24 protein-coding genes and 3 pseudogenes are annotated in these 24,722 nt (G+C 63.8%); 16 read left to right on the forward strand and 11 right to left on the reverse strand.

Annotated elements, in window-relative coordinates:
• Nucleotides 1–37 precede the first annotated feature (37 nt).
• The 4 genes from ACZ5IU_RS07895 to ACZ5IU_RS07910 all read right to left on the reverse strand — a co-directional run bounded on the left by ACZ5IU_RS07895 (nt 38) and on the right by ACZ5IU_RS07910 (nt 2,463).
• A complete protein-coding gene (locus ACZ5IU_RS07895; protein WP_464421670.1) occupies nt 38–436 on the reverse strand; it encodes a type II toxin-antitoxin system HicB family antitoxin in 399 nt (132 codons plus the stop codon).
• A gap of 14 nt (nt 437–450) precedes the next feature.
• Entirely contained in the window at nt 451–645 is a 195-nt protein-coding gene (locus ACZ5IU_RS07900) for a type II toxin-antitoxin system HicA family toxin (protein ID WP_464421672.1), read from the reverse strand.
• On the reverse strand, nt 626–1,735 hold the full coding sequence (locus tag ACZ5IU_RS07905) for a PDDEXK nuclease domain-containing protein (RefSeq protein WP_464421674.1): 1,110 nt from the start codon (nt 1,733–1,735) through the stop codon (nt 626–628). The genes ACZ5IU_RS07900 and ACZ5IU_RS07905 overlap by 20 nt, the downstream gene beginning before the upstream one ends.
• A gap of 89 nt (nt 1,736–1,824) precedes the next feature.
• The gene (locus ACZ5IU_RS07910; RefSeq protein ID WP_464421676.1) at nt 1,825–2,463 is read right to left on the reverse strand and encodes a hypothetical protein; all 639 of its coding nucleotides are present in this window, start codon (nt 2,461–2,463) and stop codon (nt 1,825–1,827) included.
• A 240-nt stretch (nt 2,464–2,703) separates the two neighbouring features.
• On the opposite strand from ACZ5IU_RS07910, the gene ACZ5IU_RS07915 reads away from it, so the two are divergent.
• Nucleotides 2,704–3,417 carry a dihydrofolate reductase family protein gene (locus ACZ5IU_RS07915; RefSeq protein WP_464421678.1) on the forward strand — a complete coding sequence of 238 codons (714 nt, stop codon included), beginning with the start codon at nt 2,704–2,706 and terminating at the stop codon, nt 3,415–3,417.
• Nucleotides 3,418–3,434: 17 nt separating this feature from the next.
• Here the strand turns inward: ACZ5IU_RS07915 and ACZ5IU_RS07920 are convergent, their stop codons facing one another.
• Nucleotides 3,435–4,358, reverse strand: a complete 924-nt coding sequence (locus ACZ5IU_RS07920) for an SAM hydrolase/SAM-dependent halogenase family protein (RefSeq protein ID WP_464421680.1) — start codon at nt 4,356–4,358, stop codon at nt 3,435–3,437.
• A gap of 211 nt (nt 4,359–4,569) precedes the next feature.
• Between ACZ5IU_RS07920 and ACZ5IU_RS07925 the strand changes: the two genes are divergently transcribed.
• From ACZ5IU_RS07925 to ACZ5IU_RS07985, 13 genes and pseudogenes are all read left to right on the forward strand, one after another.
• Nucleotides 4,570–5,241, forward strand: coding sequence for a class I SAM-dependent methyltransferase (locus tag ACZ5IU_RS07925; RefSeq protein ID WP_464421682.1), 672 nt, complete (start codon nt 4,570–4,572; stop codon nt 5,239–5,241).
• A gap of 132 nt (nt 5,242–5,373) precedes the next feature.
• On the forward strand, nt 5,374–6,573 hold the full coding sequence (locus ACZ5IU_RS07930; RefSeq protein WP_464421684.1) for a trans-sulfuration enzyme family protein: 1,200 nt from the start codon (nt 5,374–5,376) through the stop codon (nt 6,571–6,573).
• A 316-nt stretch (nt 6,574–6,889) separates the two neighbouring features.
• Nucleotides 6,890–7,186 carry a YhdT family protein gene (locus ACZ5IU_RS07935; RefSeq protein ID WP_464421686.1) on the forward strand — a complete coding sequence of 99 codons (297 nt, stop codon included), beginning with the start codon at nt 6,890–6,892 and terminating at the stop codon, nt 7,184–7,186.
• Between the two features lie 34 nt (nt 7,187–7,220).
• Nucleotides 7,221–8,708, forward strand: coding sequence for a sodium/pantothenate symporter (gene panF, locus ACZ5IU_RS07940; RefSeq protein WP_464421688.1), 1,488 nt, complete (start codon nt 7,221–7,223; stop codon nt 8,706–8,708).
• Between the two features lie 31 nt (nt 8,709–8,739).
• Complete coding sequence (locus ACZ5IU_RS07945) at nt 8,740–10,377, forward strand: N-acyl-D-amino-acid deacylase family protein (RefSeq protein ID WP_464421690.1); 1,638 nt, start codon at nt 8,740–8,742, stop codon at nt 10,375–10,377.
• A gap of 90 nt (nt 10,378–10,467) precedes the next feature.
• On the forward strand, nt 10,468–10,671 hold the full coding sequence (locus ACZ5IU_RS07950; protein WP_464421856.1) for a TRAP transporter large permease subunit: 204 nt from the start codon (nt 10,468–10,470) through the stop codon (nt 10,669–10,671).
• 296 nt (nt 10,672–10,967) lie between these two features.
• Nucleotides 10,968–11,084 (forward strand): annotated as a pseudogene (locus tag ACZ5IU_RS07955) (hypothetical protein); the annotation flags it as partial.
• Between the two features lie 21 nt (nt 11,085–11,105).
• Nucleotides 11,106–11,762 (forward strand): mannonate dehydratase, encoded by a 657-nt coding sequence (locus ACZ5IU_RS07960; protein ID WP_464421692.1) that lies wholly within the window; start codon nt 11,106–11,108, stop codon nt 11,760–11,762.
• A gap of 48 nt (nt 11,763–11,810) precedes the next feature.
• Nucleotides 11,811–12,947 carry a sensor histidine kinase gene (locus ACZ5IU_RS07965; RefSeq protein WP_464421694.1) on the forward strand — a complete coding sequence of 379 codons (1,137 nt, stop codon included), beginning with the start codon at nt 11,811–11,813 and terminating at the stop codon, nt 12,945–12,947.
• A complete protein-coding gene (locus tag ACZ5IU_RS07970; protein WP_464421696.1) occupies nt 12,944–13,597 on the forward strand; it encodes a response regulator in 654 nt (217 codons plus the stop codon). Before ACZ5IU_RS07965 ends, ACZ5IU_RS07970 begins: the two co-directional genes overlap by 4 nt.
• A 176-nt stretch (nt 13,598–13,773) precedes the next feature.
• Nucleotides 13,774–15,081, forward strand: coding sequence for a glycine/sarcosine/betaine reductase component B subunit (locus tag ACZ5IU_RS07975; protein ID WP_464421698.1), 1,308 nt, complete (start codon nt 13,774–13,776; stop codon nt 15,079–15,081).
• A 16-nt stretch (nt 15,082–15,097) separates the two neighbouring features.
• On the forward strand, nt 15,098–16,426 hold the full coding sequence (locus tag ACZ5IU_RS07980; RefSeq protein ID WP_464421700.1) for a glycine/betaine/sarcosine/D-proline family reductase selenoprotein B: 1,329 nt from the start codon (nt 15,098–15,100) through the stop codon (nt 16,424–16,426).
• A 121-nt stretch (nt 16,427–16,547) separates the two neighbouring features.
• Complete coding sequence (locus ACZ5IU_RS07985; protein WP_464421859.1) at nt 16,548–18,014, forward strand: BCCT family transporter; 1,467 nt, start codon at nt 16,548–16,550, stop codon at nt 18,012–18,014.
• A 130-nt stretch (nt 18,015–18,144) separates the two neighbouring features.
• On the opposite strand, the gene ACZ5IU_RS07990 is transcribed toward ACZ5IU_RS07985, so the two are convergent.
• From ACZ5IU_RS07990 to ACZ5IU_RS08015, 6 genes and pseudogenes are all read right to left on the reverse strand, one after another.
• Nucleotides 18,145–18,345 (reverse strand): hypothetical protein, encoded by a 201-nt coding sequence (locus tag ACZ5IU_RS07990; RefSeq protein WP_464421702.1) that lies wholly within the window; start codon nt 18,343–18,345, stop codon nt 18,145–18,147.
• Nucleotides 18,345–19,274 carry an alanine racemase gene (locus ACZ5IU_RS07995; RefSeq protein ID WP_464421704.1) on the reverse strand — a complete coding sequence of 310 codons (930 nt, stop codon included), beginning with the start codon at nt 19,272–19,274 and terminating at the stop codon, nt 18,345–18,347. Before ACZ5IU_RS07995 ends, ACZ5IU_RS07990 begins: the two co-directional genes overlap by 1 nt.
• On the reverse strand, nt 19,271–20,482 hold the full coding sequence (locus ACZ5IU_RS08000) for an ATP-grasp domain-containing protein (protein ID WP_464421705.1): 1,212 nt from the start codon (nt 20,480–20,482) through the stop codon (nt 19,271–19,273). The genes ACZ5IU_RS07995 and ACZ5IU_RS08000 overlap by 4 nt, the downstream gene beginning before the upstream one ends.
• 27 nt (nt 20,483–20,509) lie before the next feature.
• Nucleotides 20,510–21,048 (reverse strand): annotated as a pseudogene (locus tag ACZ5IU_RS08005) (GNAT family N-acetyltransferase).
• A gap of 529 nt (nt 21,049–21,577) precedes the next feature.
• Nucleotides 21,578–22,372 (reverse strand): annotated as a pseudogene (locus ACZ5IU_RS08010) (MFS transporter); the annotation flags it as partial.
• A 3-nt stretch (nt 22,373–22,375) separates the two neighbouring features.
• On the reverse strand, nt 22,376–22,585 hold the full coding sequence (locus ACZ5IU_RS08015; RefSeq protein WP_464421706.1) for a hypothetical protein: 210 nt from the start codon (nt 22,583–22,585) through the stop codon (nt 22,376–22,378).
• A gap of 292 nt (nt 22,586–22,877) precedes the next feature.
• Between ACZ5IU_RS08015 and modA the strand changes: the two genes are divergently transcribed.
• Both modA and ACZ5IU_RS08025 read left to right on the forward strand, forming a co-directional pair.
• Entirely contained in the window at nt 22,878–23,615 is a 738-nt protein-coding gene (gene modA, locus ACZ5IU_RS08020) for a molybdate ABC transporter substrate-binding protein (RefSeq protein WP_464421707.1), read from the forward strand.
• A gap of 4 nt (nt 23,616–23,619) precedes the next feature.
• Nucleotides 23,620–24,378 carry a Rossmann-like domain-containing protein gene (locus tag ACZ5IU_RS08025; protein ID WP_464421709.1) on the forward strand — a complete coding sequence of 253 codons (759 nt, stop codon included), beginning with the start codon at nt 23,620–23,622 and terminating at the stop codon, nt 24,376–24,378.
• The last annotated feature ends 344 nt before the right edge of the window (nt 24,379–24,722 follow it).

Raw genomic sequence — 24,722 nt, forward strand, 5'->3', positions numbered from 1 at the left:
AGGGAACGGCGTCTTTCTGCCGAAGTCCCCGGCGATCCTAAACGCCGAGTTTCTGCCGCAACGCTTCCTGAAGCGTGCTGGAAAAGTTGATGTGCGCGTCCATCGCCATCCGGTTGAGCCATGCGGGTACGGTGACGGTTTTGTTGACGGCGCGTTTTCGGTCTTCTTCCCTCAGGATCGACAGGTGAACTTCGATGAGTGCGACGACCTCGTTCTTTTTCGTCCGGATCTTGTCGAAGGGAGTCGGCGTGGGAATCGCCTCCCCGAGGTCTTCGAGGCATAACAGGTGTCCGCCGAGCGCGTCCCGCGCCATCGTCAGCGCTTCCTCCTGGTTGTCGCCGCAGGTATTGCATCCGGGCAGGTCGGGAAAGCGCACGCCGACCACATTTTCATCGCGGAAGAAAATAGCGGGAAAGACATTCCGGTCCGTTTTCATCGAATTCCTCCAAATTACACAAGCCCTGCCTGTCGCAGGATATTCCGGAACACGCCGGTCCCAAGATCCTTCCGGGGATGCGGTATCGTCACGAGTCCCGGCTCCCCTGGATTCCGACGGGCGTCCATTCGTCCGCGCTGAATGCTGCGGATATGCTCCAGAATCAAGCCATCGCCAAGAACTGGAGCTTCATGTGTTGTCGCCTCCATGAGTTTCTTCAAACTCTTCGACCCATTCGGCAAGCTTGCGCTGTAGCAGAGCCTTGTCGGGCAGATAGAGACTGTATTCTGAGGCGTAGATATTACTGTCGTTCGGCAAGGTCAACTCTACGATGTTGTCGTTCTTTTCCTGACAGAGCAGTATGCCGACTGTTGGTTTTTCGAACTCGCGTTTTACATGACGGTCGAAATAGTGGACATACATTTGCATTTGCCCCAAGTCCTGATGCTTGAGTTCGCCTGTCTTGAGATCAATGAGCACATAGCATTGCAGCAGGCGGTTATAGAAGACGAGGTCAACGAAAAATGACTTTTCGTCAAACGCAAACCGTTTCTGGCGCGCCTCAAACAAAAATCCCTTGCCGATCTCGAGCAGGAACTTCTGGAGATTGGCGATAATCGCCGATTCCAGATCTGACTCCGTATACGTAAGGCTTTGTTCCAAATCGAGGAATTCAAGAACGAGCGGATCTTTCAGAATATCCCTCGGCCTGTCGATCGTTTGTCCTTCGATGGCGAGCCGCATGACTCCGTCTTTGTCACGAGACAGGGCGAGCCGTTCAAACAGGCTGCTGTCATACTGCCGCTTCAGTTGGCGAACGGTCCATTGTTGGTTCACCGACTCCACTTCATAAAAATGCCGGGCATGTTTGTCCTTGATTCGCATCAGAACGATGTAGTGCGTCCAGCTCAATTTGAAAAAGTCGTACAGCGACTGGCGGTTTTCCAATTCGCCAATCACCGATTTGCGAATTTCAGGTGAATAAACCGTATAAAACTGCCGTGCGTTTTTCAGGTTGCCGACGGACCACCCTTTGCCGCACCGCGCCGTTAGGTACGACGACAACTCGGAGAGCAATTTCGCGCCATAGGCGGCGCGATGCGCCCCGTCCTGTTCTCGTTCGACGATACGCCGCCCCACTTCATAGTAGGTCATGCATATCGTTCGGTTTACGGTGCGCTCGACATGCCCCCGCGCCTGTTCAACGACCTTGGCGATGCCGTCGAAAAAATTGTACGCCAGACCTGTATTTTCGGATTCACTCCGCAGCGTGCAGCGTTTTTCATCGTGTTCGCTCATCGAATCACCCTCGCATTTGTATTCGGCGAAAGAAGCAGGTCTTGCACCCGGGCAGGTCAGGAAAGCGCACGTCGTCCGCGAGGATTTCGTCAGTCGTCCATTCCCGCGGCGTCCGTGCGATCCGCAACAATGTCGGCGGGATCGCCGTTTCGCGGCTCCGCCGTGGCGGAGAAATCCGCCGCGACGTACCGCGCCTCGTGGAGCTGGACCAGTCGCATGCTTTCCCGGACGATGGCCCCGCGGTCGAAGAAGAACAGCTCGACGGCCCTCCAGACGAAAACCCACATGATGATGAGAAAGATTTCGTTGACGCCGGCGTTCTTGAAAAAAACGGTGACGAACGTTTTTACGACGAACGTCAGGATTCCGAGGACGAACAGGATCGTGTAGAACTTTTTGATCTGCTGCAGTTCGTTGTGGGCGTAGAGAATGGCGTCGTTCATCGCGTTCCGTACGGCGTCCTCCAGATCCTTCAGCGTTTCGGGACCGTGCGGGGCGACGTTGACGACGAGCCGATCGAGCGGCGAAACGTATTTCGCCCGGTTCCGCAGATAGGCGACGATATCCTCGCGGAGCTTCGGGGTCCGCGCGCCCGAGAGACTCTCGTAGATCGAATCGGAGACGACCAGATCGATTTCGTGCTCGGGGGAGCGGGCGATTCTCTTCCGCGCCTTTTCGAGGATCTTTTGCAGTATTTTCCTCTTGGGGGAAGCCTCCCGATCGTCCATGCCGCACCTTCTTCAAAAATATATTTTTTGAAGCATTATTTGTTGTATTACGATGAAATAGTATAGCATGCTCGAAGCGTATGGCAAAAACGGGATGTGTTTGGTGTGCGGCCAACGGCGGCAGTCAGATGGGAATCCGCCGCCGTCCTGCGGACGGCGTGAAGTCGGTGATACATGCTTTTTGAATATATTTACGTTAAGAGCGCTCACATGGTAATCTTTTCGGCGGGAGGGGATATCATGCTGCCGCACGTGACCATATACAACATCATCAGCCTGGACGGGCGCATCGACTGGGCGCAGTACGTTCCGGAGGCGGTCGTGTCGTACTACCGCCGCTGCTTTTTCTGGAAGGTCGACGCGATTCTCGCGGGAGGGAACACTATCTTTCCGCTCGGCGGACACGAAGACGAGGCTTCGGCCGTCGAACTGCCGAGGCCGGAGAAGAAACCGCCCTGCGCCGGAACGGAAAATCTGGTCTCCGAGCCGCTCCCGCTGCTCGTCGTCCCGGACAGCCGCGGGCGCATCCACAACTGGCGGATGATGGACGCCGAGCCCTGGTGGCGGGAGATCGTCGTGCTCTGTTCCAGCTCGACGCCCAAGTCCTACCTCGAATACCTCGAAAAGCGACACGTCGGGTGGATCGTCGCTGGCGAGGACCGCGTGGACCTTCGCGCGGCTCTCGATGAGCTGAACGCGCGCTTCGGCGTTCGCACGGTGCGGACCGACTGCGGCGGATCGCTCAACGGCGCGCTGCTGCGCGCGGGGCTCGTGGACGAGGTCAGCGTCATTATCCAGCCGTGCATGGCCGGAGGGCGAACGTCACCGACACTTATGGACGGACCGGACGTCGCGTCCGCGGACGACCTCGTGAGGCTGCGCCTCGACCACGCGGAGACGCTCGAAGAGGGCCTCCTGTGGCTCCGGTACCGGGTGGAGGGCAAGAAGGCGTGACGACCGTGAGGCCCCGCTCACTTCTTCTCGGGGCGCACGACGACGGACCACTCGGGGCCGGAGGAGATGCCGTGCTCCTCCGCGAAGCTGCTCATATTCAGCGCAAGGGACAGGTTCATCATGCTGTTGAGGTAGAGCAGCGGCTCTCCCTCCGGGACGTCCCCGAAAGTGTTCGCGTACGGAACGACGCCCCTGTAGACTTCCTTTCCGTCGTTGAGGATCGTCACTTCGAACTTCGCCCCGGCCACGGGCTTCAGCGTATCGAAGAGCGGCTTGCCGATCGTGCTCCAGACGTTTCCGTACCGGACGTCGATGACGGGGATCGTGCCGAAGAGGACTCCGTTCTTCGCCTCGGCCTTCCGGTGCGGGATGCGGACGACGGGGCCGGAGAGGACGGGACCGACGTCCGCGAACGAAATCGCCCCCGAAGCCAGCTTCGCGCCCGCGAGGGCGTACAGGTCGCGGCCGTAGAAGGTGTACGACTGCTCGGACCCCGGGCGCCGGTAGCGCGTCTCGTCGATCGTCCGGACCTCTTCAAGTCCGACGGAACTTTCGATGAACGTCAGCGTTCCGTTATCGGGCGTGACGATATAGTGTCCGCTTCGCGTCTTCGCGACGACTGAACGGCGGTCGGTTCCGACGCCGGGATCGACGACGGAGACGAAGACGGTTCCCGCGGGCCAGAACCCGACGGTCTGGAGCAGCCGGTATGAGGCGTCCCAGATCGAGTACTCGGGGATCTCGTGAGTGATGTCGAATATCGGCAGGGAGGCGTCCACGCCGAAGGCGACTCCCTTCATGCACGCGACGGATCCGTCCCTGAGGCCGAAGTCGGACTGGAAGACCAGGGCCGTCCTGGCGGACGCCGTGCCCGCGAGCGACCCCATGAGCGCGAAAAAGACAGCGACGAACGTTCCGAAATACGACAATCGTTTCTTCATTCCGGGCATTCCTCCTGACGAATCGGATCACAGGATATTGTACACGCACCGGAAACGGAGGAAAGATGCCTCCGGTCGGTTCCGCGCCCTTCTGTGGATACGCCGAGTTCGCACTTCTTTTTCGTCCGGGTGTGCCGTACGCTTGCATTCTTGCGAAAATTCGATTTATACTGGCGACACGAACGAAACTCCGGGTGTCAGGGAGGATACGATGTCGCACGAAACGGCGGCCGACAGGGATGCGGCGTTCTGGGACGGAATGGCGAGGCGTTACGACAGGCACACGCGATACCTGGCGGAAATGTACGCGGAGGTTGTCCGCCGCATTCTTCAGGAGCTGTCTCCCGACGATAGCGTTCTGGATGTCGGAACGGGGACGGGAGAGATCCCGCTGCTGATCGCGGGAAAGGTATCCAGCGTCGAGGCAGTCGACGTATCGCGCGAGATGATCGCGACGGCGCGCGAGAAGGGGCGAAAACGAGGGGTGCGCAATGTGGCGTTTTCGATCCACAGTTCGTACAATCTTCCGTTCCGCGACGCGACCTTCCACGCGGTCATCGCAGCGAACGTCCTTCACGTCGTCGAACGTCCGGCGGCGCTGCTCGCGGAAGCGTTTCGCGTCCTCGGGAAACATGGAAAGCTGATCGCGCCGACCTACGTCGGCGGCGAGTCGATCCGGGCCAGGATCTTCTCGTGGGCGCTGAGGCGGACGGGGCACCCCGTATACACGCGATTCACGTCGCGGAGCCTGCGCGCGCTCCTCGAACGGTGCGGGTTCGCTGTCACGCTCCAGATTCCGGTGAAAAACCTCCTTCCGGTTTCGTTCGTCGTCGCGCGGAAGGCGGACGAGGAGGCGGAGACTTCCGGAATTCCGCTGATGTAAGGCGTAACGTCGGCGTCGGGGTGCGGGCGGGACGGCCATGAAGGGCGTCTCGCTCTTTTTTTGTAAAAGGCGTACTTTGAATGATAAAATATGAACAAGAGCATCACCCAACATCTTAAGGAGGAATACCGCATGCCCTACCGTTTCGATACGCAGTGCGTCCACTTGGGAACCCATCCCGATCCCGTCACTGGGGCGCTGACGACTCCGATCTACCAGACGTCGACATTCGCGTTCAGGAACGCCGACGAGGGCGCCCGGCGCTTCCGGGGCGAGGAAGAAGGGTATATCTACACGCGCCTCGGAAACCCGAACCACACGGCCGTCGAGGATAAGATCGCGGCGCTCGAAGGCGGCGAGGCGGCCGCCGTCGCGGCGTCCGGCATGGGCGCGATCGCGTCGGTTCTCTGGACGGCCCTTTCGGGCGGAGATCACGTCATCGCCGCGAAGTCCCTCTACGGCTGCACCTTCTCCCTCATGAGCCACCAGTTCCCTCGTTTCGGCATCGAAACGACGTTCATGGACCTCACCGACCCTGCGGCCGTGAAGGCCGCCGTGAGGCCGAACACCCGGATGATCTACTGCGAATCTCCGGCGAACCCGACGATGGACATCGCCGACATCGCCGCGCTCGCGGAGATCGCCCACGCGAACAACGCGATCCTCGTCGTCGACAATACCTACTGCACGCCCGTCGTCCAGCGCCCGATCGAGTTCGGCGCCGACGTCGTCGTCCACTCCGCCACGAAGTACCTCAACGGACATGGCGACATCATCGCGGGAATCGTCGTCGGCACGAAGGAATTCATCGGACGCGTGAAGATGGAGGGGCTCAAGGACCTGACCGGCGCCACGCTCTCGCCGTTCGACGCCTATCTGTTGCTTCGCGGCATGAAGACGCTTCACGTCCGCGTCCCGAGGCATTGCGAGTCGGCCATGAAGGTCGCCCGCTTCCTCGAAGGACGGCCCGAGGTCGCGAAGGTCTGGTATCCGGGGCTCGACAGCTTCCCGCAGAAGGCGCTCGCAGCGAAGCAGATGCGCTACTTCGGGGCCATCATCGCGATGGAGCTGAAAGGCGGACTCGACGCGGGCAAGGCGCTTATCAACAACACGCACCTCTGGACGCTCGCCGTCAGCCTCGGCGACGCCGAGTCCCTCATCCAGCATCCCGCGTCGATGACGCACTCCGCGCTCTCCGACGAGGAGCTGAAGGCGGCCGGGATCTCCAAGGGCCTCGTCCGGCTCTCAGTCGGCCTCGAGGCTCCGGAGGATCTTACCGAAGATCTCGACAAGGCCTTCGAAGCCGTCGCGGTGACGTGCAGCGCGCGCTAAACCGACGCGCGTTCCCCGGGCGGCTCCGGAGAGGAACCTGTGTCCGGGTCCGAAGAGAGCAACACCAGACCGGGAGGGGACAAACGTCCCCTCCCGGTCTTTTTTTGGCCGTCAGTTCCGGCAATGAGCCGGGAAGCGAAGCGTCAAACGGACGGACCTGAATGTCGATGGAGACACGAATATTCGTGTTTTTATTGACAAATAAAGACGCATCTGCGAGGATGCTCCCAAATTCGCCGCGGCAGTGTGGCATTGCGCAAAAGCGTCCGCTTTCGGCGACTGCGGCTGTTCGAGTCCGACAGAAGGAGGGGTTGGTGTGGCGGCAAAAGCGGAAAACGACAGGAACTACCGTTTCGAGGACATCGAAATCGATCCGAGGTTCGTGGTGTGCGAGTCCGAGATGAAGCTTACGTTCGCGGTGTGGATCGCGTATACGATCGTCAGCGTCGCGCTCTGCTACTTCCTCGGCAGGGGCGAGCCGTCGAATTACGCGTACCTCTGGGGCGTTCCGCTCTGGATGGCGGTAGGGGTCTGGCTGACGACGGCAGTCTTCTTCGTCGCGGTGATCCTGATCACGTTCTTCGTGTTCCGGAACATGGATATCTCGAAATGAGAACGCGCCGAAGGACGAAGGGAGGGAGACGCGAATGGAACTGAACGTTTCGGGAAGCGCGAGGCTCGTCGTCATCGTGACGTTTTTCGCGTACACGGCGGGGATGCTCCTGATCGGATGGCTTGCCAAGAGAAACATGGACAGGGTCGCCATCAACAAGTATATCGACGAATTCTACACGGGCGGTCGCGGAATGGGGGCATTGGTCGTCGCGATGATGATCGCGGCCGGGCTCTGCAGCGCGGGAACCTTTCTCGGAGGTCCCGGGCTGGGCTACAGGCTCGGCGCGACGTGGGTCGTCGCCGCCGGGGCTCAGAACTTCATGACGTTCATCGTATTGGGCGAGGTCGGAAAGAAGATCGGCATCGTCGCCCGGCGCATCGGCGCGCAGTCGATCTTCGGACTGCTGCTTCACCGCTACAACCGCAACCGGCTGATCGCGGCGTTCGGCGTCCTCAGCATCGTCTGCTTCATGGGGAGCTACGTCGTCGCCCAGATCGTCGGCGGCGCGAGACTGTTCGAAACGATGACCGGAATGTCCTACGAACTCGGACTCGTCCTCTTCGCGGGAGTCGTTCTCGCCATCGTCGCGCTTGGCGGCATCAAGGGCGTCGCGCTCGCGATCGTGTTCCAGGGAGTCGTCATGACGGTCGCGGTGATCGCCCTCACGACGGGGGCCGTCGTCCACGCCGGGCCGCTCGAAACCGCGATCCGGGGCATCGGAAAGGTCGATCCGAAGCTGCTGAACCCGTGGACGTGGTCCATCGCGTACCATGTCTCCATGTGGCTCAATTTCGGTTTCGTCATCATAGGCATTCCGCACGCGACGATGGGCGCGCTGACATACAGGGATACGCGCGCGATGCACCGGGCGATCGTCCTCGGCGCGGCCTTCGTCATTCTCTGGACGCTGACGCTGCCATACCTCGGCGTCCTGGCGAAGGCGATAATTCCCGACCTGAAGGTCGCCGACCACGCGATTCCGGCTCTCGCGATGATCGTCCTTCCACCGTGGCTCGCGGGCGTGACGCTGGCCGGCGTCGCTGGCGCGATCCAGTCCACCGTCGGCGCCATGATCATCGTGATCACGTCGAGCCTCATCAAGGAGGCATACCAATCCTTCATCAATCCGGGAGCTTCGTCGGAGCACCTCAAGAAGGTCAACCTGTGGGTCACGATCGTCGTGTGTCTCGCGATCTTCGTCGCGTCCGTGAAGCCGCCGCACGCGTTGCAGTATCTCATCATCTTCTCGATCGGCGGACTTGCGTCGTCGTTCTTCTGGCCGACACTGCTCGGGCTCTACTGGATGCGGTGCAACGAATACGGAGCGGCCGCAGGGATGATCGGCGGGCTGGCGACCTACATCCTCGGCGCCGGGAAGTACCTCCCGATCACGTTCGGAATGCACGCGATCGTGACGGCGCTCGTCGTCTCGCTCGCGCTGACCGTGGGCGTGAGCCTCGTCACGCCGAAGACGCCACGCGGGATCATCGAGACGTGGTTCGGTTTGAGCAGAGGCTGACACATCCGAAACGGAAAGGAGTCGTGAACGAATGTCGCACGGATATGACCTCGTTATCAAAAACGCCAGGGTGTTCGACGGAAGCGGCGGGCCGTGGTACGAAGCCGACATCGCGGTCCGGAACGGGCGCATCGCCGGCATAGGCAAGGTGGACGCGTCGGACGCGGCGCAGTGCGTCGACGCGGAGGGCAGAGCCGTCTCTCCGGGATTCATCGATCCCCACTGTCACTCCGACTGCAACTGCACGACCGTCAACGATACGGACGGCAAGATCCTCCAGGGCGTCACGACCGAAATCGGCGGCAACTGCGGCCTTTCCATTTCGCCGGTCTCGTCGGACCGGATGGATTTGCTCCGGGATTATCTCAAGCCGTTCATCCCGAAGGAGGCCATGCCGGACTTTTCGTGGACGCGCGCGGGCGAGATCATGGACATCGTCGACCGGAACGGACACTCGACGGACCTCGCGTTCCTCGCGGGGCAGGGATCGATCCGCATCGCGGTCATGGGCTTCGACGACCGGAAGCCTACGGAAGAGGAGCTCGGGCGCATGAAAGAACTTCTCGGGCGCGAGCTCGAGGATGGGTGCGTCGGACTTTCGACGGGGCTCATCTATCCGCCGGGATGTTTCTCCGACGAAGCCGAACTCACGGAACTTTGCTGCGTCACGGCCCGGTACGGCGGCGTCTACGCGACGCACATGCGCGGCGAATCGGGTGAGATCCTGAAATCCGTCGAGGAAGCCATACGGACGGCCGAGAAGAGCGGTTGCAGGCTTCAGATTTCGCATCACAAGATCATCAACGCATACGAAGGGCTCTCCGGGACGACGCTCGGAATGATGGAGGAGGCGCGAAATCGCGGCGTCGATGTTGCGTGCGACGTCTACCCCTACTCGGCGGGAGCTACGCTGATCAGCGTGGTGCTCCCCCAGTGGGCCAAGGAGGGCGGCGTCGGGAAGATGCTCGAACGTCTCGGGCGGCCCGAGGATCGCGAGCGGATCAAGTTCGAGTTCACGCAGGAGATCCCGGGCTGGGACAACTTCGTCAAGGGGGCGTCGTACGACAGGATTCTGATCTGCACCTGCAAGAACGATGCGGGGCTCGAGGGGAAGACGGTGCGACAGGTCGCCGAAGCGCGGGGCGTCGACCCGGCCGACGCGATCCTCGACATCATCGTCTCCGAGGAAGCGGAGGTCACGATCGTCATCGATTCGCAGTCGGCGTCGGACAACAGACGCATCATCGCGCACGAACTCTCGATGATTGGCTCTGATTCGCTGCCTTCCTCGATGACGGGCCGTATGGCGATCGGGCGGCCGCATCCGCGATGTTTCGGGACCTTCCCGCGCGTACTCGGGCATTTCGTGCGGGAGGAGGGAGTTCTGTCGCTCGAACGGGCCGTGTGGAAGATGAGCGGCTTCCCGGCGCAGCGATTCAATCTCGCCGACCGCGGACTCATCAAGCAGGGACTGATCGCGGACTTCGTGGTCTTCGACCCGGCGACCGTCGGAGGCTCGGCCGACTACATCACTCCGCGCCGCGTGCCGACCGGCATCGACTACGTCGTCAAGAACGGCGTCGTTGTCGTCGAGGGAGGCAGGTTTTTCGGCAAGACGCTCGGGAAAAGCGTCCGGAGGCTCGGAAGCTCTCCGAGGAAGGCGCCCTGACGGACCCGGAGCGAATTTCGTTTTCCCCCTCGCGACGTATCGGAACGGCGCTCTCCGGCGCGACGCGGCCAGGTTCATTTCGGCGTGCTCATGATGACGATCATCACGATGGGGGGGATGACGCCGCCGGTCGGCGTCGCAATGTACACGACCTGTTCGCTTCTTGACTGTCCCACGGGGGAATACGTCCGGGACTCGGTCCCGTTCGTCGTCGCGATTCTGATCGAAGTCGCGATCCTGGCGTTCTTCCCGTCGATTTCGCTGTTTCTTCCGAACCTCGTCTATGGCGGGTAGAGAGGGGACCGATGCGCGGATGAACGGACTCGTCTCCGTCCCGCTCGAAGGCGGGGAGACCGCGAGCGGCTGGGTCTACCGGACGCTGCTCCACAACCTGGTCGGGCTCGTGCTGTCGCCGGGGATGCCCGTCTCGGAAAAGACCGTCGGGGATTCGCTCGGCCTGAGCCGGACGCCGGTGCGCGAGGCGCGAGACGATCTGGCGGCTGATCCGGGCGACCAACGTCCACTTCGACCGGATCCGCCTGCTCAATCTCACGCGGCGGGCCGACTGGACGACCGACGAACTGTTCGCGATCAAGCGAACCGTCGAAGACGCGGGGCTCGTCTGGGAGGCCATCGAGAACTTCGACCCCGGCTTCTGGTACGACGTCCTGCTCGACGGACCGGAGCGCGACGCGCAGATCGACGGGCTCAAGACCCTCATCCGGAACATGGGCGAGGTCGGAATCCCGGTCATGGGCTACAACTTCAGCCTCGCGGGCGTCGCGGGGCGGACAACCGGCCTCCTGGGGCGCGGCGGCGCGGAAACCGTCATCATCGACGGGCGCACCGACGATCCGCCCATCCCGCGCGGCATGGTCTGGAACATGATCTACGACCCCGAGAACTTCGGAAATGGCGTCCTGCCCTCCACGACCTCCGAACAGCTCTGGGACCGCTTCTCGCGCTTCCTGAAGGAGATCGTCCCGGTCGCGGAGAGCGCGGGCGTCACGATGGCGCTCCACCCCGACGATCCGCCCTTCGATACCGTCCGCGGAACGCCGCGCCTCGTGTACCGGATTCCGCTCTACCAGCGGGTTCTCGAGATCGTCCCGAGCATGTCGAACGGCATCGAGTGCTGCGTCGAGACCTTCCTCGACGACGGCGACATCGACATCCTCCGCGTCGTCCGCGTCCTGTACGACAACGGCTTCGACGGCGTCATCATCCCGGACCACTCGCCGCTCGTGACCTGCGACACGCCGTGGCTCACGGGGATGGCCTACGCGCTGGGGTACATCCGGGCCGCGATGCAGGTGGTCGAGCGCGGATGCACGATCCCCGACGCGTCGGGGGATGTGACGCTTCCCATCCGAAGGGTACAATAGGGGTGTTCCGGAAGGATCCGGGGCATCCCCTATTTTTCGGAGGCGCCGATGACGGGAACGAATCCGGCCGATGCGCGCGAACGCAACGAATGTCTCTACCGGGTGCTCGTATCGAGAATCTTCGAGCCGCTGGCGCTGTATTACGTCGAATCCGACGACTCCGGGAAACCGGCGGACGTCCGCTATCTCGACGTGAATCCGGCCTACGAGCGCGTCATGGGGGTCCGCCGGGAGGACATGATTGGCAAGACCTTCTTCGAGGTGTGGTCCGCGAAGGAGAGCGAATGGCGCGACATCATCATACGGGTCGCGACGGGTGGAGAGTCGGCGTGGTACGAAGGATGGAGCGTCGATACGCACCGCTACCTCTATGCGCTCGCTTTCTCGCCCGAAAAGGGCGAGGTCGCCGTGATCTTCATGGACAAGACGGACTGGAAGCGCGCGATCGACGCGCTCGCCGAGAACGAGGCGCGCCTGATCGAATATCGCTCGGAGCTGCGCCGCCTCGCCGCGGAGCTGTCGCTGTCCGAGGAGAAGACGCGGCGCGAGATCGCGGCGACCCTCCACGATCATTTCGGCTACTCGCTCGCCGCCATACTGCACCGCCTTCAGGGGCTCGACCGTCCCGACGTCGACGGGGGCGTCCGCGCGGAGCTTTCGTCGATCGCGGCCATGCTCGAGGAGACTATCTCGGAGACGCGCTCGTTCACCTTCCGGATCAGCTCGCCGAGCCTCTACCTCGTCGGACTCGAAGCCGCGATTGATTCGCTGGGCGAGGGGATCTTCGAACAGGCGGGCATCCGGTGGGATTTCGCCGCGGCCGGCGGCGCGGTGCCGCTTGCGCTCGAGGTCCGCGTGCTTCTCTATCAGATGACGCGCGAGCTGCTGTTCAACATCCTGAAGCACGCGAAGGCGTCGAAGGCGACGGTCCGCGTGCGCCATTCGGACGATTCCGTCTGCGTCGTCGTCGAGGACGACGGGGTTGGGTTCGTGCGTCCGCCGGAGAAGCACTGGGGCAAGTGGAAGGGACTCGGGCTCTTCAGCATCCGCGAACGGTTGCATGCGTTCGGTGGGACGATCCGGATCCTTTCGTCCCGGGGCAAGGGGACGTCCGTGATCCTTGTCGCCCCACGCCGCACCGACGCCCCGCCGGAAACCGCGGCGAAGGGGGAGTGGAAGAAATGAGCGCGCGCGTCATCCTCGCGGACGACCACGAGATGTTCCTCGACGGTCTGCGCGACCTGATCGCCCGGGAGAACGACATGGAGGTCGTCGCGCTCGTCCCGACGGGCGAGGCCGTTGTCGAATACGTCCGGAGCCGTCCGGCCGACGTGGTCGTCCTCGACGTGACGATGCCCGGGATGGGCGGCATCGAGACGACGCGGATCCTCCGGCGCGAACGTCCCGGTCTTCTCGTCCTCGCGCTTTCGATGCACGCGGACCGCCACATCATCGCGGGAATGCTTGCGGCAGGGGCGCGCGGCTATGTCCTTAAGGAAAGCAGTTCGGCGGAATTCCTGATCGCGCTGCGCACCGTCCTGAAGGGCGAAATCGCCCTGTGTCCCAGGATCGCGTCCATCGTCACGGCGGATTACCTCGATCTCCTCGGCCGCGCGGCGCCCGAACCGGAATGCGGCCTTTCCCCCCGCGAACTCGAGGTGCTCCGGCTTCTCGTTGACGGACGGAGCGCCCGGGACATTTCGTCGTCGCTGCACATCAGCAGGAACACCGTGGACACGCACCGACGCAACATTCTCGAGAAGACGGGCTGCGACAATCTGGCCGACCTCACGCGCTTCGCGCTCCGAGAGGGGCTGGCGGGCCCGGACCGGTAACGCAGCCGCCCCGGACCCTTTCGTCATTCCCTCCGGATTTCGTCTCACGATTTTCGTGATCCCCGAATCACGTTTCGCCTGATGGCGAGTCACCCTTCCCTCCGGGTATCCTTGATCCGGTTTCGTGCATTGCATCACATGCACGGCGCATTCCCGAAAGGAAAGGATGGGATACCGTGAAGCTTGAGATTGGGAAATTCCGCGTTTCGGACATCGCGTTCGGGTCGAAGACGTCGTTCGCGAACGGCGTTCTCACGATCGACAGGGATGAAGCCCTTGCGCTCGTACGCGAGGACAGCCACATCACCGAGGCCGAGCTGCACATCGTGAGGCCCGGCGACATGGTGCGCCTCGTCCCCGTGAAAGAGGCCATCGAAATGCGCGTCAAGGTGTCGGGCGGCTCGACCTTCCCCGGCGTCACGAACCCCATGACCCACGTCGGGTGGGGGCGCACGCACGCGCTCAAGGACTGCTCGCTGCTCGTCGTCGGGAAGCACTGGGGCAGCTTCCAGGACGGCCTGATCGACATGGGCGGCGCCTACCAGCGCAACACGATCTACGGCATGATGAAAAACCTCGTTCTCGTCGGCGACACGGACGAGGCGTTCGAGCGCAACGAACAGCAGAAGAAGAACCACGCGCTCCGCTGGGCCGGACACCGTCTGGCCGAATACGTGGGACGCTGCGTGCGCGACCTCGAACCGCAGGAGATCGAGACGTGGGCACTCGAACCCGTCAACCGCAGATCCCCCGCGGTCCAGGCCCTTCCGTCGGTCGTGTACGTCCTGCAGCCGCAGACGCAGATGGAGGCCATGGGCTACAACACGCTCGTCTACGGATGGGACGGCAACCACATGCTCCCGACCTTCATGCACCCCAACGAAATGCTCGACGGCGCGATCGTCTCGGGGAGCTTCATGCCCGTCTCGTCGAAGATTTCGACCTACGAGTTCTGCAACAATCCCACGGTCAAGCGCCTCATGCGCGAACACGGCAAGACCGTCAACTTCCTGGGCGTGATCCTGTCGAACCTCAACGTCGTCATGGAGGAGAAGATGCGTTCGGCCCAGATGGTGGCGCGAATGGCCGTCAACCTCGGCGCGGACGGCGCGATCGTCGCGGAGGAAGGGTACGGAAATCCCGACGTCGATTACATCCAGACGATCGTCGAACTCGAGAAGGTCGGCGTGAAGACCGTCGGAATCTCCAACGAGTGCACGGGCCGCGACGGCGCGTCGCAGCCGCTCGTGGCTCTCGACGAGGCCGCGAACGCGCTCGTGTCGACCGGGAACGTGTCGCAGTACTTCGAGCTGCCGCCGATGCCGGTCGTTCTGGGAGAACTCGAATCCATGGCGCGCGACGGTCTTTCGGGAGGCTGGGAAGGGTGCGTCCGTCCGGACGGCTCCCTCGTGATGGAGAACAACGGCATGTTCTGTTCCGATCACATCAGCGGATTTTCCGTCAAGACCTGCGCGGACTTTTAACGGGGAGGGACCGGAGATGCTCAGGGCAGTACACTATATCAACCAGTTTTTCGGACAGATCGGCGGCGAGGATCTGGCGGACTTCGAACCCGTCCTTCGCGACGGCGTGGTCGGGCCCGGCAGAATCTTCGCGGAGACGCTCAGGGACGTGACCATCACCCACACGATCATCTGCGGCGACAATTTCATGGCCTCGCACACAGAAGAGGCCCTTGCGCGGATCGAGAAGATGCTTTCGGGACTGGAGTTCGGCCTGTTCCTCGCGGGACCGGCGTTTCTCGCGGGGCGCTACGGGACCGCGTGCGGCGAGGTCGGCCGCATGATCGGTGCGAAGTTCGGCGTTCCGGTCGTGGCCTCGATGAACGAAGAGAACCCCGGCGTCGAACTCTTCCGGAAGCACATGTACATCTTCCACGGCGGACATCGCGCGACCGTCGTGAAGGAGGACGTCGCGAAGATGGCGTCGTTCGCGGATCGCCTCGCGCGCGGCGAGCGCCTGCTTCCGGCATCCGTCGAGGGCTACTTCCCTCGCGGCGTGCGCCACGAGATCTTCCTGTCCGACATGGGCAGGGAGCCCGTCATGGCCGCCGACCGCGTCGTGGACATGCTTCTGGCCAAACTCGCCGGGAAGCCCTACGTCACGGAGCTGCCGATCCCGAAGCAGGACAGGGTCGCGATCGCGCCGGCCGTCGCCGATCTCCGTTCGGTCAAGCTCGCGATCGTGACATCCGGCGGCATCGTCCCGAAGGACAACCCCGACCGAATCCAGTCGTGCTCGGCGACGAAGTGGGGCGAATACGACATCTCGAAGCTCGACCACGGCTTCACGGCGCTCGAATACAAGACGATCCACGCCGGATACGACCCGGAACAGGCGAACAGGAACCCCAACGTCGTCGTTCCGCTCGACGCGATCCGCGCCTATCAGCGGGAGGGACGTCTGGGCGTCGTCGACGACCACTTCTATACGACCGTGGGCACCGGAACGACGCAGGGCGAAGCCGCCCGGATGGCGCGCGAAATCGTCGAGCGCCTGAAATCGCGGGATGTCGGAGCCGTGCTTCTGACCGCGACCTGAGGAACCTGCACTCGTTGCGGGTCAACGATCGCAAAGGAAATAGAGCGCGCAGGCTTTCCCGTCGTCGTCATGTGCAACCTCACGAATATCGCAAAGACCGTCGGCGTCAACAGAATCGTTCCCACCGTCTCCGTTCCGTGTCCCCTCGGAAACCCCCACCTTCAGCCCGAAGACGAATGGGCGCTCCGCTACCACAGGGTGGGCGTGGCCCTGTCGTCGCTGGAAACGCCCATCACCGAACAGACCGTCTTCCCGGTAAAGATCTAGTCACGCGCGTCTCCCCCGACTCCCCGCCGGGGGGGACGCGTCGCGAGAGCAGAGGGAGGGAGTATCCGTGAGTACGGAAAGAACCGTTCCGAAAAAGGATTCATCGGTCTTCGTAATATCCATGGCGGCGACGCTCGCCGTCGTCGCGTGGGGAATCGCGTCCCCTGCGACCTTCGAAAAGGCGTCGAACGGACTCTTCGCGATCCTCATCAAGAACTTCGGATGGGGTTACATGCTTGCGATGAACATCTTCGTCGTCTTCCCGATCGCGCTCGCGCTGAGCCGCTACGGGCGCGTCCGGCTCGGAGAGCCCGATTCGCGACCGGAGTTCAGCACCCTGTCGTGGTTCGCCATGCTCTTTTCCGCGGGCATGGGGATCGGCTTCGTCTTCTACGGCGTCGGCGAACCGCTCTACCACCTGCTCACGCCGCCCTTCGGCGCGACGCCTGGGTCCGCGAAGGCCGCCGAGGACGCCATGCGCATTTCGTTCTTCCACTGGGGGCTGCACCCGTGGGCCGGGTACGCGGTCATCGCGCTCTCGATGGCGTTCTTCCAGTTCCGCAAGGGCGCGCCCGGCCTCATGAGCAGCATGTTCCTCCCGATCCTGGGCGAGAAGGGGCTCTCGGGGCCTGTCGGGAAAAGCATCGACATCCTCGCCATCTTCGCGACCGTCGCCGGCATCGCGACGTCTCTGGGGCTCGGGACGCTCCAGATCAACAGCGGCCTCAAGTATCTCTTCGGGCTGCCCCAGAACGTCACGATGCAATTCGCGATCATCGTCGTCCTCGCGGTCATCTACACGGGAACGGCCGTCACGGGAATCGACAGGGGCATCAAAGCCATTTCGAATCTCAACCTCTTCCTGGCGTGTCTTCTCGTCGTCGCGCTCTTCGTCCTCGGGCCGACGCTCGCGATCATCGAGGCGCTCATGACGGGCGTCGGCGACTACCTCTCGACCGTCGTGTCGGAGAGCTTCTCGATGGCCCCGTGGGGCGGCGACTACAAGCAGTGGATGGGCTGGTGGACGCTCTTCTACTGGGCGTGGTGGATCGCGTGGGCGCCGTTCGTAGGCTCCTTCATCGCGCGCATCTCGCGCGGCCGCACCATTCGGGAGTTCGTAGCGGGCGTCCTCATCGTCCCGGCGCTCGGAAGCTTCTGCTGGTTCGCGGTCTTCGGCGGGGCGGGACTGCATCTCGAGCTGTCGCATGCGGCGTCGATCGCCAAACAGGTCACGGCGGACATCTCGACGGGGGTCTTCGAAATGTATCGCCACTATCCGCTCGGGATGGCGATGTCCGTCGTGATGGTGGGGTTGATCAGCACGTTCTTCATCACCTCGGCGAACTCGGCGACGTTCGTGTTATCGATGTACTCCACGCACGGCGACCTGAACCCGCCGAAAGGCCGCATGGCGGTGTGGGGCGTCCTGCAGGCCGCGCTCGCGTTCTCGCTGCTGCTGAGCGGCGGGCTCAAGGCGCTCCAGATCGCCTCGATCGCCGCGGCCGCCCCGTTCGCGGTCATCATGATCGTCGCATGCTGGTGCCTCCTCAGCGCGCTCCGGGCGGAGGAAGGCGTCGCGCAGGAGTAGCTCGGCCCCCTGCGACGTCCGCCGGATATCCCCCTTCCGGACCGGCCGCCGCGAGTGTGGAAAGGGCGGGAGGCTCGATTTTCGCGGGCCTCACGCCCTTTTGCGTTCCCGAAGGGGCGGGGAAAGCGCGTCAGCGTCGCGCCTCCTTCACGGGCGGCGCCGGCTTGATGAAGTTCTGCGCGAGGCTGTACGTGTACGCCCCCTGGCACGGGATCAGCAGGCGATCGCCGGGTTCGAGCCCGTCGCCGAAGTACGAGAAGCCGAAGATGTCGTGCGGCGTGCACAGCGAGCCGAAGATCCGGCAGGGGCGTTCGCGCGTCGAAGGACGCACTAGGTTGAGGACGGGGCAGTAGTCGCTTTCGAAGCGCTCCCATCCGACGGCGTTCGTCCCGGCGTCGACGACGGCGAGATCCGGCCGACGCCGCGGAGCGAAGGACTCCGCCAGATCGCAGATGCGATCTCCCGGGCGTAGTCTTCGAGCGGCGCGGCCGGTACGAGCCGGTGGATGAGCGGGTCCGGCGACGGCGCGTCGTCGCGGAGCCATTCGCCGCGTTCTGGCCAGTATCCGCCGCCGACGTCGAGGAAGGCGAGGCGGGCGAGGTCCTCCGCCGGGAGCGTGTCGAGGATTCCCCCAAGCGTCGCCAGAAAGTCGCATTGCGCTCGCGGTGACATGTTCCAGCTCGTGTGGAACTGGAGCCCTTCGAGCCGCACGCGGCCGCGCGATCGCGCCTCCCGGAGGAAGCGCGCCAGCTCGCCGGGCGGGATTCCGAACTTTCCCCACAGGCCGGCGGGGTCCGTCGACACGCGAACGCCCGCGCGGACCTTCCGTCCCGCGGCGTCGGCGATGCGTTCGAGCCGTTCGAGTTCCCCGAAGCTGTCGAGAAGGACCGTGACGCGATCCGCGCGCCCGACGGCGAGGCGCAGCTCCGCGTCGGTCTTCCCCGGGCCGCTGAAGACGACGTCGCGCGCGCCGAGACGGAAGGCCGTTTCAAGCTCGGGTGCGCCGGACGCGTCGAACCCGAACCCGGCGTCGAGAATGATGTCGAGCAGGCGGGGGCAGGAATTGTTCTTCATCGCGAAATAGAACGCGCAGTCGGGCAGCGCCGCCATGAACGTTTCGCGAAAGGCATCCGCCCGCTCCCGCAGCGCGTCCGCGTCCAGCAGCCAGGCGGCCCCGTCCGACGGGATCGCGAGGAAGCGCTCGCGCTGCGCGAGGTATCGGCTCACGAATCGTTCGAGATCCGCGTCGGGAAGTCTCATCCGTCGACCTCCGCGCTCCAGAGCGACGCGAGTTCCGCCGCCTGCCCGTCGGGGTCGCCGTCGTCGAGCCGCGCGACGGCCCACCCGAGGATTCGGGAGTCGTAGTCCTCCGGCGGCGGGACGATCCGGTGTCCCGGCTTCCGGAGTCCGCCGATTTCGAGGACCCGGCGATCCCATTTCAGGAGGTCCGTCGCGATCCCGCGCAGGACGCCGCTCGTCCGGGCGATCAGGCGCAGCCCCAGGAAGAACGGCCCCCCCTCGCGCCATTCGCAGCGGACGGGAAACCCCCGGGCGAACCGGAGTTCCTCGAGGATCACGTCGACGCCGCGCGCCGCGCGGAGTAGCTGCGGGAGGCAGTCTCCTCCGGGGCGGGGCGCCAGCTCCAGAAGAACCGGAATCCCGTCGCGGACGATGAAGTCGATCATGCAGAACCCGTTCGCGATTCCGAGCGCCGCCGCGCTCCGGCGAAGGGATTCGGAAAAGTCCGCCCGGTCCTGTCGTTCGGACATGCGCGGACACAGGAGATAGCCCGTCGTCTCGCCGAAGAGGCCGCCGCGCGCCGCGATCTTGCGCGTCAGCCGCAGAAGGCGCACGTCGTCTCCGGAAACCGTGAAGTCGCAACTATACTCCGTTCCCCGGATCCGTTCCTCCGCGATCGCCCCTCCGAGTTCGGGACGCCGCCGGACGCCATCGAGGACGGTCGCGGCGGCGCGGCGGCATTCGTCTTCGGAATCGCAGAGAAAGACGAGCTCGCTCCCGGTCCCGCGGAGCGGCTTGAGGACGACGGCTTCCTCCCGTTCGTTCCGGAACGCGACGAGGTCGTCCGCCCCGCGGATCGGGCGGGACTCCGGGCAGGGGAGGCCGTGCTCCCTCCAGAGGCGTTTGGACCGGTGCTTGTCCCTGCAGCGGGCGACCGCACCCCGCGACGCGAAGGGCAATGCGAGCTGCGCCGCGAGGAGCGCCGCGAGGTCCAGCGACTCGCAGTCGTAGCAGGCCACGCCTGCGGGCCGGATCTCCCACCGGCCGAGGTGCGCCCGAAGCGCCGTCCACGCGCGCTCCGGGTCAGAAAGATCGCAGAGGACCTCTTCCCACGGGGCCGGGTCCGGTTCGCCCGCGCCGCGACGAAGGAGGGGATCGGTCAGGAAGACGGCGGCGCCGGGAGTCGCGCTGCGGATCCAGTCGATGTAATCGGGCGTCGTTCCGACCACGACGACGGGCCTTCGCACGGCGCTCACTCACAGGTCGCGGCCGCGGGACGCGTCGGGAGGTCGATGCGGAACAGCGGCCGTCTCGTAAGCCGGAAGCGTTCCTTCCATCCGAAGTCCCCCGCTGAGGAAATCCGCGAACCGGAGCCGCTCGGCGCAGGTGCGCCGGATGTGGTGGAGGTTCATGAGCTTCGCGACGCCCGGGAATTCCGGGGCGGTTCCGCCCGCCAGAAGCGTATAGCCGTTCCGGTAGACCCCTCCGATGTCGACGGCGGCGACGCGCCCCCCACGAGGACGGCCGTCAGGCGAAGCATTCCGCTCGCACTGAGCGTCTCGGCGAGATCCTCGAAGCTCGCCTGAAAGCGCGGGTCGCGGAAGTACGAGGCGTCGCCGAACGACTGAAGGTTCATCCCGAACAGCGCGTCGAGGTCCGCGGGGCAATCGCGGCGGAAGTCCACGCCCGCGGCTTCGAGCCGTCCGACCTCTCCGGCGGTCTGCCTGAGCGTCCGCGCCGAGAGCGTCGAGAGGTCGGCGTCGACGTCGAAGCCGAATCGTTCCGGGAAGAACACGTAATCCGTCTCGTCGGGCCGGAGCCGTTCGGACGGCAGTGTCCCCTCCGCGAGGTACCGCAGGCGCGTCGCCCCCGGCGCGCGCGCAAGAAGCGCCTCCGCGACCGACGGACTCTCGGCCGGAATTCTGTTCTGTTCGAGCCAGGGCTCCCCCCCGCCACGTCTCCCCCGGATACTGCAGGAACCCGTCTGCGTTCGGCGTCCGGCTCAGGGCCAGCAGCCCGACGGCCCGACCGTCCCTCTCCGCGACGAGAAAATGCGGCTCCGATCCGAAGCGCCGCGCGAAACACTCCCGGACGGACCAGAGATCGAACAGGCATTCCTGCGGCTGCAACGCGTCCCAGAACCTGCGGCGCTCCATCGGGGAGAGGAGGACGAAAAGGGCGATCGCGGTGGGAAGGGCGGCCAGGGTCGCAGCCGTGGCGACGGGGCCGAAGCCGTACAATTCCGCGATCCCGACGGCCTGGACGCCGAGCGCGTTGCCGATCTGCATCCCCAGAAGGTAGACGAGCGTGCATCGCAGAAAGCCGTCCGGCGTCGAGGCGTTCACGATCGACGCGTAGAGGCTCACGCACGCGAGCCCCATGAAGACGCCCGAGACGAAGAGCGGAAGCGCGGCGAGGAAGGCGCGCTTCCCCGACAGACAGGCCGCGAGGACGGCGAGGGAGCAGAGCATCCCGAAGACCGCGGCGAGGGGGACGCGCCGGAGCGACCGTCCCATACGGGCCGCCCACGCGGCTCCGGCGATGGTTCCGATCGAGGCCGCGAGATTCCCGAGCGCAACGGGAAGGGGCGACTCGTCCATCTTCTGCTGGAGAAAGTCGGAGAAGAAGTATTCGGACCCCACGAGCAACAGGGAGACCGCGACCTGCTGTAGCGCCGTCGTCGCCGCTTCGCTCCGTCCGGTCCAGCCCTTCGCCGTCGGGGGCGCGCCGGCGGACAACGCCGGCGGTCCCTGTCGCCCGTCGAGCGCGACCGCGGCCGCCGCAAGCGTGACGAGCCCGACGCACGCGTCGAACAGGAAGAAGGCGCGCCACCCCCCGGGAGCGATGCCGGCGAAGAAGCCCCCGATCACCGGTCCCGCGATGTCGCCTACGGCCGCCCCGATCTCCCCCCAGACGAGAATCGCCATGAGGCGCGCGTAAAAGCAGCTGCTCGCGGTCCAGAGCTGCCCCACGAAGGCGAGTGCGGCCCCCGCGCTCATGACGAACCGTCCGGCGAAGAACGACGGCGCGCCGGGGGCGAGGGCGCACGTCCCGTTGCCTGCGGCGAAGAGCGCGAGTCCGGCGAGGAAGAGGTTCCGCGGGGAGGCGGCGCTCCGGATCCGTCAGCCGAAGACGAGCGCCAGAAGGAGGATGCCGAAGAGCGGGTAGAGGTATGCCGTGACGACGTAGCCCGAAAGTTCCTCCGCGAGCCCGAGGCTCTCCGCGATATGGGCGTGGATGACGATGACAGCGCCGACTTCCAGCGATGCGAAGGCGTCGACGAGCGCGAATGCGACGTTGTAGATTCTGTCTTTCCGCCGGAGGTTCTCCATGAATCAATGTTCGAAGATGCCCTTCCCCTTGTCAAGACGGTCGGGAGAAACAGCGGTACTGTCATCTCGAAAATGATCATATCGACGGAAAGAGCGTAGGGCGCATCCTGAAGGAATGCGGAGCGGAGAATCAGCGTACCCGCGAGGTCCCGAAATAATACAGAAGTCTGATGCGGCAAAAGACACGGCGCATATCGGATGTTCGTTCCGCGGTACACAATCGTTTTGATCCGACGCAACGAGGTGCTATACTTCATGCGGCAACTCAGTTGCACTGTCGAGGGGGAGTTCCATGAAACATACGGTCGGAGTCATATTGTGCACCGTTCTCCTGTGTTTCGGAGCCATATCCCGCACCCAGGCTGAGGAACCGGCGGGCGTTGTCGCGGTTTCCGCCGGAATCGCGCAATGCGTCGAGGACATCCACAGGGCGTTCACAGCGGCGGGAAATCCGCCGCTCACATTCGTCAAGGAGGCGACCGGGCCGCTTGCGCAGAAGATCGACGCGGGAGCGCCGTACGACCTTCTGGTCGCGGCGGATCCCAAGTGGCCGCAATGGCTTGCGGAACGCGGAAAACTCCGGGATCTCCATCCGTGCGCAAGGGGACATCTTGTCCTCTGGTCGCAGAAAAAAGAGTTCTGTACTCCTGAAACGCTTCAGGATCGGATCGTCGCCTCTCCGACGCCCGAATCCACATCCCATGGAAAACTCGCGCAGACGTATCTCGCGTCGAGGAAGCTCTGGGATGTCGGGCCGGAAAACAGGAAACTGCTTCTGACGGGCAACGCTCTCCAGGCGGTCATGGCCGTAAAGACCGGAAGCGCCGAAGTTGCGCTTATTCCGATGAGCCTCGCGATCGAGGTCGCCGGATCGTATGTCGTTCTGCCGGCGGATCCGATCCCGACGGTTGGCGGCCTTCGCGCGGCGGAGGCCGATCCGAACGCCGTCCGTTTCTGGACGTTCCTTCGCTCTTCCGACGCCGCAAGGATCTGGGAGCGCTGGGGCTTCGAGCCTCTGTCGGGGGAATGACCCCATGCCGGCCGGGAGCGCGATTGAACGCGTCCTGCGGGAGACGATCCGTCGCCTGCGGGACACCGACCCCCACATCATGCGGGAGGAGATTCGCATCGTTCCGCTGGGAGTGAAGGAGTCCATCGGATCGCCGAAACCCTTCACGGACTTCGCGCTGCAACAGGGAGAGGAGCGCCTCGTGGAGGCGACCTTCCGCCATGAGCGCGGCCAGGCGTTTACGGGTTTCCCGGACTCGTGGTCCGGACGTCTGGAAGATCTTCTTCTTCTGCCGCTCGAAGAAAGCCGGGCGCGGGCTTTTTTCACGGCGGGCGTCAACGCCGTGGGGCGGGCGCTTGGATGGGGAGACGATACGGTCCATTGCAGGGACGACGCTCCCGGAAGGTGCGGCGAAAAATTCGGGGCGCGTCTGGCGGAAAATCCTGAGCGAACGGGAAACGTCGTCATCGTGGGATATCAACCGACGTTGCTTCGGGGAATTTCGGACGCGCTCGGACCGGACAGGCTCCGTGCAACGGATCTGAACCCGAAGAATATCGGCAGGACCGTTTCCGGCGTCACGATTCTCGACGGGGAAAAGGACCTCGAACGGGCGGCCGCGTGGGCCGATACGGTCGTCATAACGGGGTCGACGATCGTGAACGGGACCATCGACAGACTTCTGGATGCATTTCGCGGAAAGAGAATCGTATTTTTCGGCACGACGATAGCGATCCCGGCGAATCTCATGGGGTGGGAACGCTGGTGCTTCGAATCAGCATAGACAAAGAGACGCGCCGACCTTGAGACGGCCGAGGCTCTTTTCTTCGTATCGGGGCATATTTCGTCGGGACCGGGCATTACCGATATTCCCGTTCCGTCAGCGTCATGATATCCCCGGGCCGTATCACATCGCCGTGGAGCATTTCGAGAAAGTGGCCGGCGACAGCACCCGGGTAATCGCAGGAATGGGGCTCGCCGGGTTGTTTGCCCCGTCCGATCACCCGAGCCTGTCCGATAAACCGTGTCGGTTTCTCTGTGACTTCGTGCCGGATATCGGGGAATCACCAAATGAAAGCGGGGGTTCCGCGGATGTTCGCGGAGCCCCCGCTTGTTTCCAACGCCGTT

The organism is Lactivibrio alcoholicus (genome assembly GCF_055390895.1).

Excerpts from the sequence above, each read along its gene's own strand:
- ACZ5IU_RS07915 (WP_464421678.1), top strand. The coding sequence starts at position 2,704 with ATGCTGCCGCACGTGACCATATACAACATCATCAGCCTGGACGGGCGC.
- ACZ5IU_RS07995 (WP_464421704.1), bottom strand. The coding sequence starts at position 19,274 with ATGAGACTTCCCGACGCGGATCTCGAACGATTCGTGAGCCGATACCTC.
- ACZ5IU_RS07920 (WP_464421680.1), bottom strand. The coding sequence starts at position 4,358 with ATGAAGAAACGATTGTCGTATTTCGGAACGTTCGTCGCTGTCTTTTTC.
- ACZ5IU_RS07925 (WP_464421682.1), top strand. The coding sequence starts at position 4,570 with ATGTCGCACGAAACGGCGGCCGACAGGGATGCGGCGTTCTGGGACGGA.
- ACZ5IU_RS07960 (WP_464421692.1), top strand. The coding sequence starts at position 11,106 with ATGGGCGAGGTCGGAATCCCGGTCATGGGCTACAACTTCAGCCTCGCG.
- ACZ5IU_RS07905 (WP_464421674.1), bottom strand. The coding sequence starts at position 1,735 with ATGAGCGAACACGATGAAAAACGCTGCACGCTGCGGAGTGAATCCGAA.
- ACZ5IU_RS08015 (WP_464421706.1), bottom strand. The coding sequence starts at position 22,585 with ATGGAGAACCTCCGGCGGAAAGACAGAATCTACAACGTCGCATTCGCG.
- ACZ5IU_RS07970 (WP_464421696.1), top strand. The coding sequence starts at position 12,944 with ATGAGCGCGCGCGTCATCCTCGCGGACGACCACGAGATGTTCCTCGAC.
- modA (WP_464421707.1), top strand. The coding sequence starts at position 22,878 with ATGAAACATACGGTCGGAGTCATATTGTGCACCGTTCTCCTGTGTTTC.
- panF (WP_464421688.1), top strand. The coding sequence starts at position 7,221 with ATGGAACTGAACGTTTCGGGAAGCGCGAGGCTCGTCGTCATCGTGACG.
- ACZ5IU_RS07900 (WP_464421672.1), bottom strand. The coding sequence starts at position 645 with ATGGAGGCGACAACACATGAAGCTCCAGTTCTTGGCGATGGCTTGATT.
- ACZ5IU_RS07895 (WP_464421670.1), bottom strand. The coding sequence starts at position 436 with ATGAAAACGGACCGGAATGTCTTTCCCGCTATTTTCTTCCGCGATGAA.
- ACZ5IU_RS07910 (WP_464421676.1), bottom strand. The coding sequence starts at position 2,463 with ATGGACGATCGGGAGGCTTCCCCCAAGAGGAAAATACTGCAAAAGATC.
- ACZ5IU_RS08025 (WP_464421709.1), top strand. The coding sequence starts at position 23,620 with ATGCCGGCCGGGAGCGCGATTGAACGCGTCCTGCGGGAGACGATCCGT.
- ACZ5IU_RS07945 (WP_464421690.1), top strand. The coding sequence starts at position 8,740 with ATGTCGCACGGATATGACCTCGTTATCAAAAACGCCAGGGTGTTCGAC.
- ACZ5IU_RS07950 (WP_464421856.1), top strand. The coding sequence starts at position 10,468 with ATGATGACGATCATCACGATGGGGGGGATGACGCCGCCGGTCGGCGTC.
- ACZ5IU_RS07965 (WP_464421694.1), top strand. The coding sequence starts at position 11,811 with ATGACGGGAACGAATCCGGCCGATGCGCGCGAACGCAACGAATGTCTC.
- ACZ5IU_RS07930 (WP_464421684.1), top strand. The coding sequence starts at position 5,374 with ATGCCCTACCGTTTCGATACGCAGTGCGTCCACTTGGGAACCCATCCC.
- ACZ5IU_RS07985 (WP_464421859.1), top strand. The coding sequence starts at position 16,548 with ATGGCGGCGACGCTCGCCGTCGTCGCGTGGGGAATCGCGTCCCCTGCG.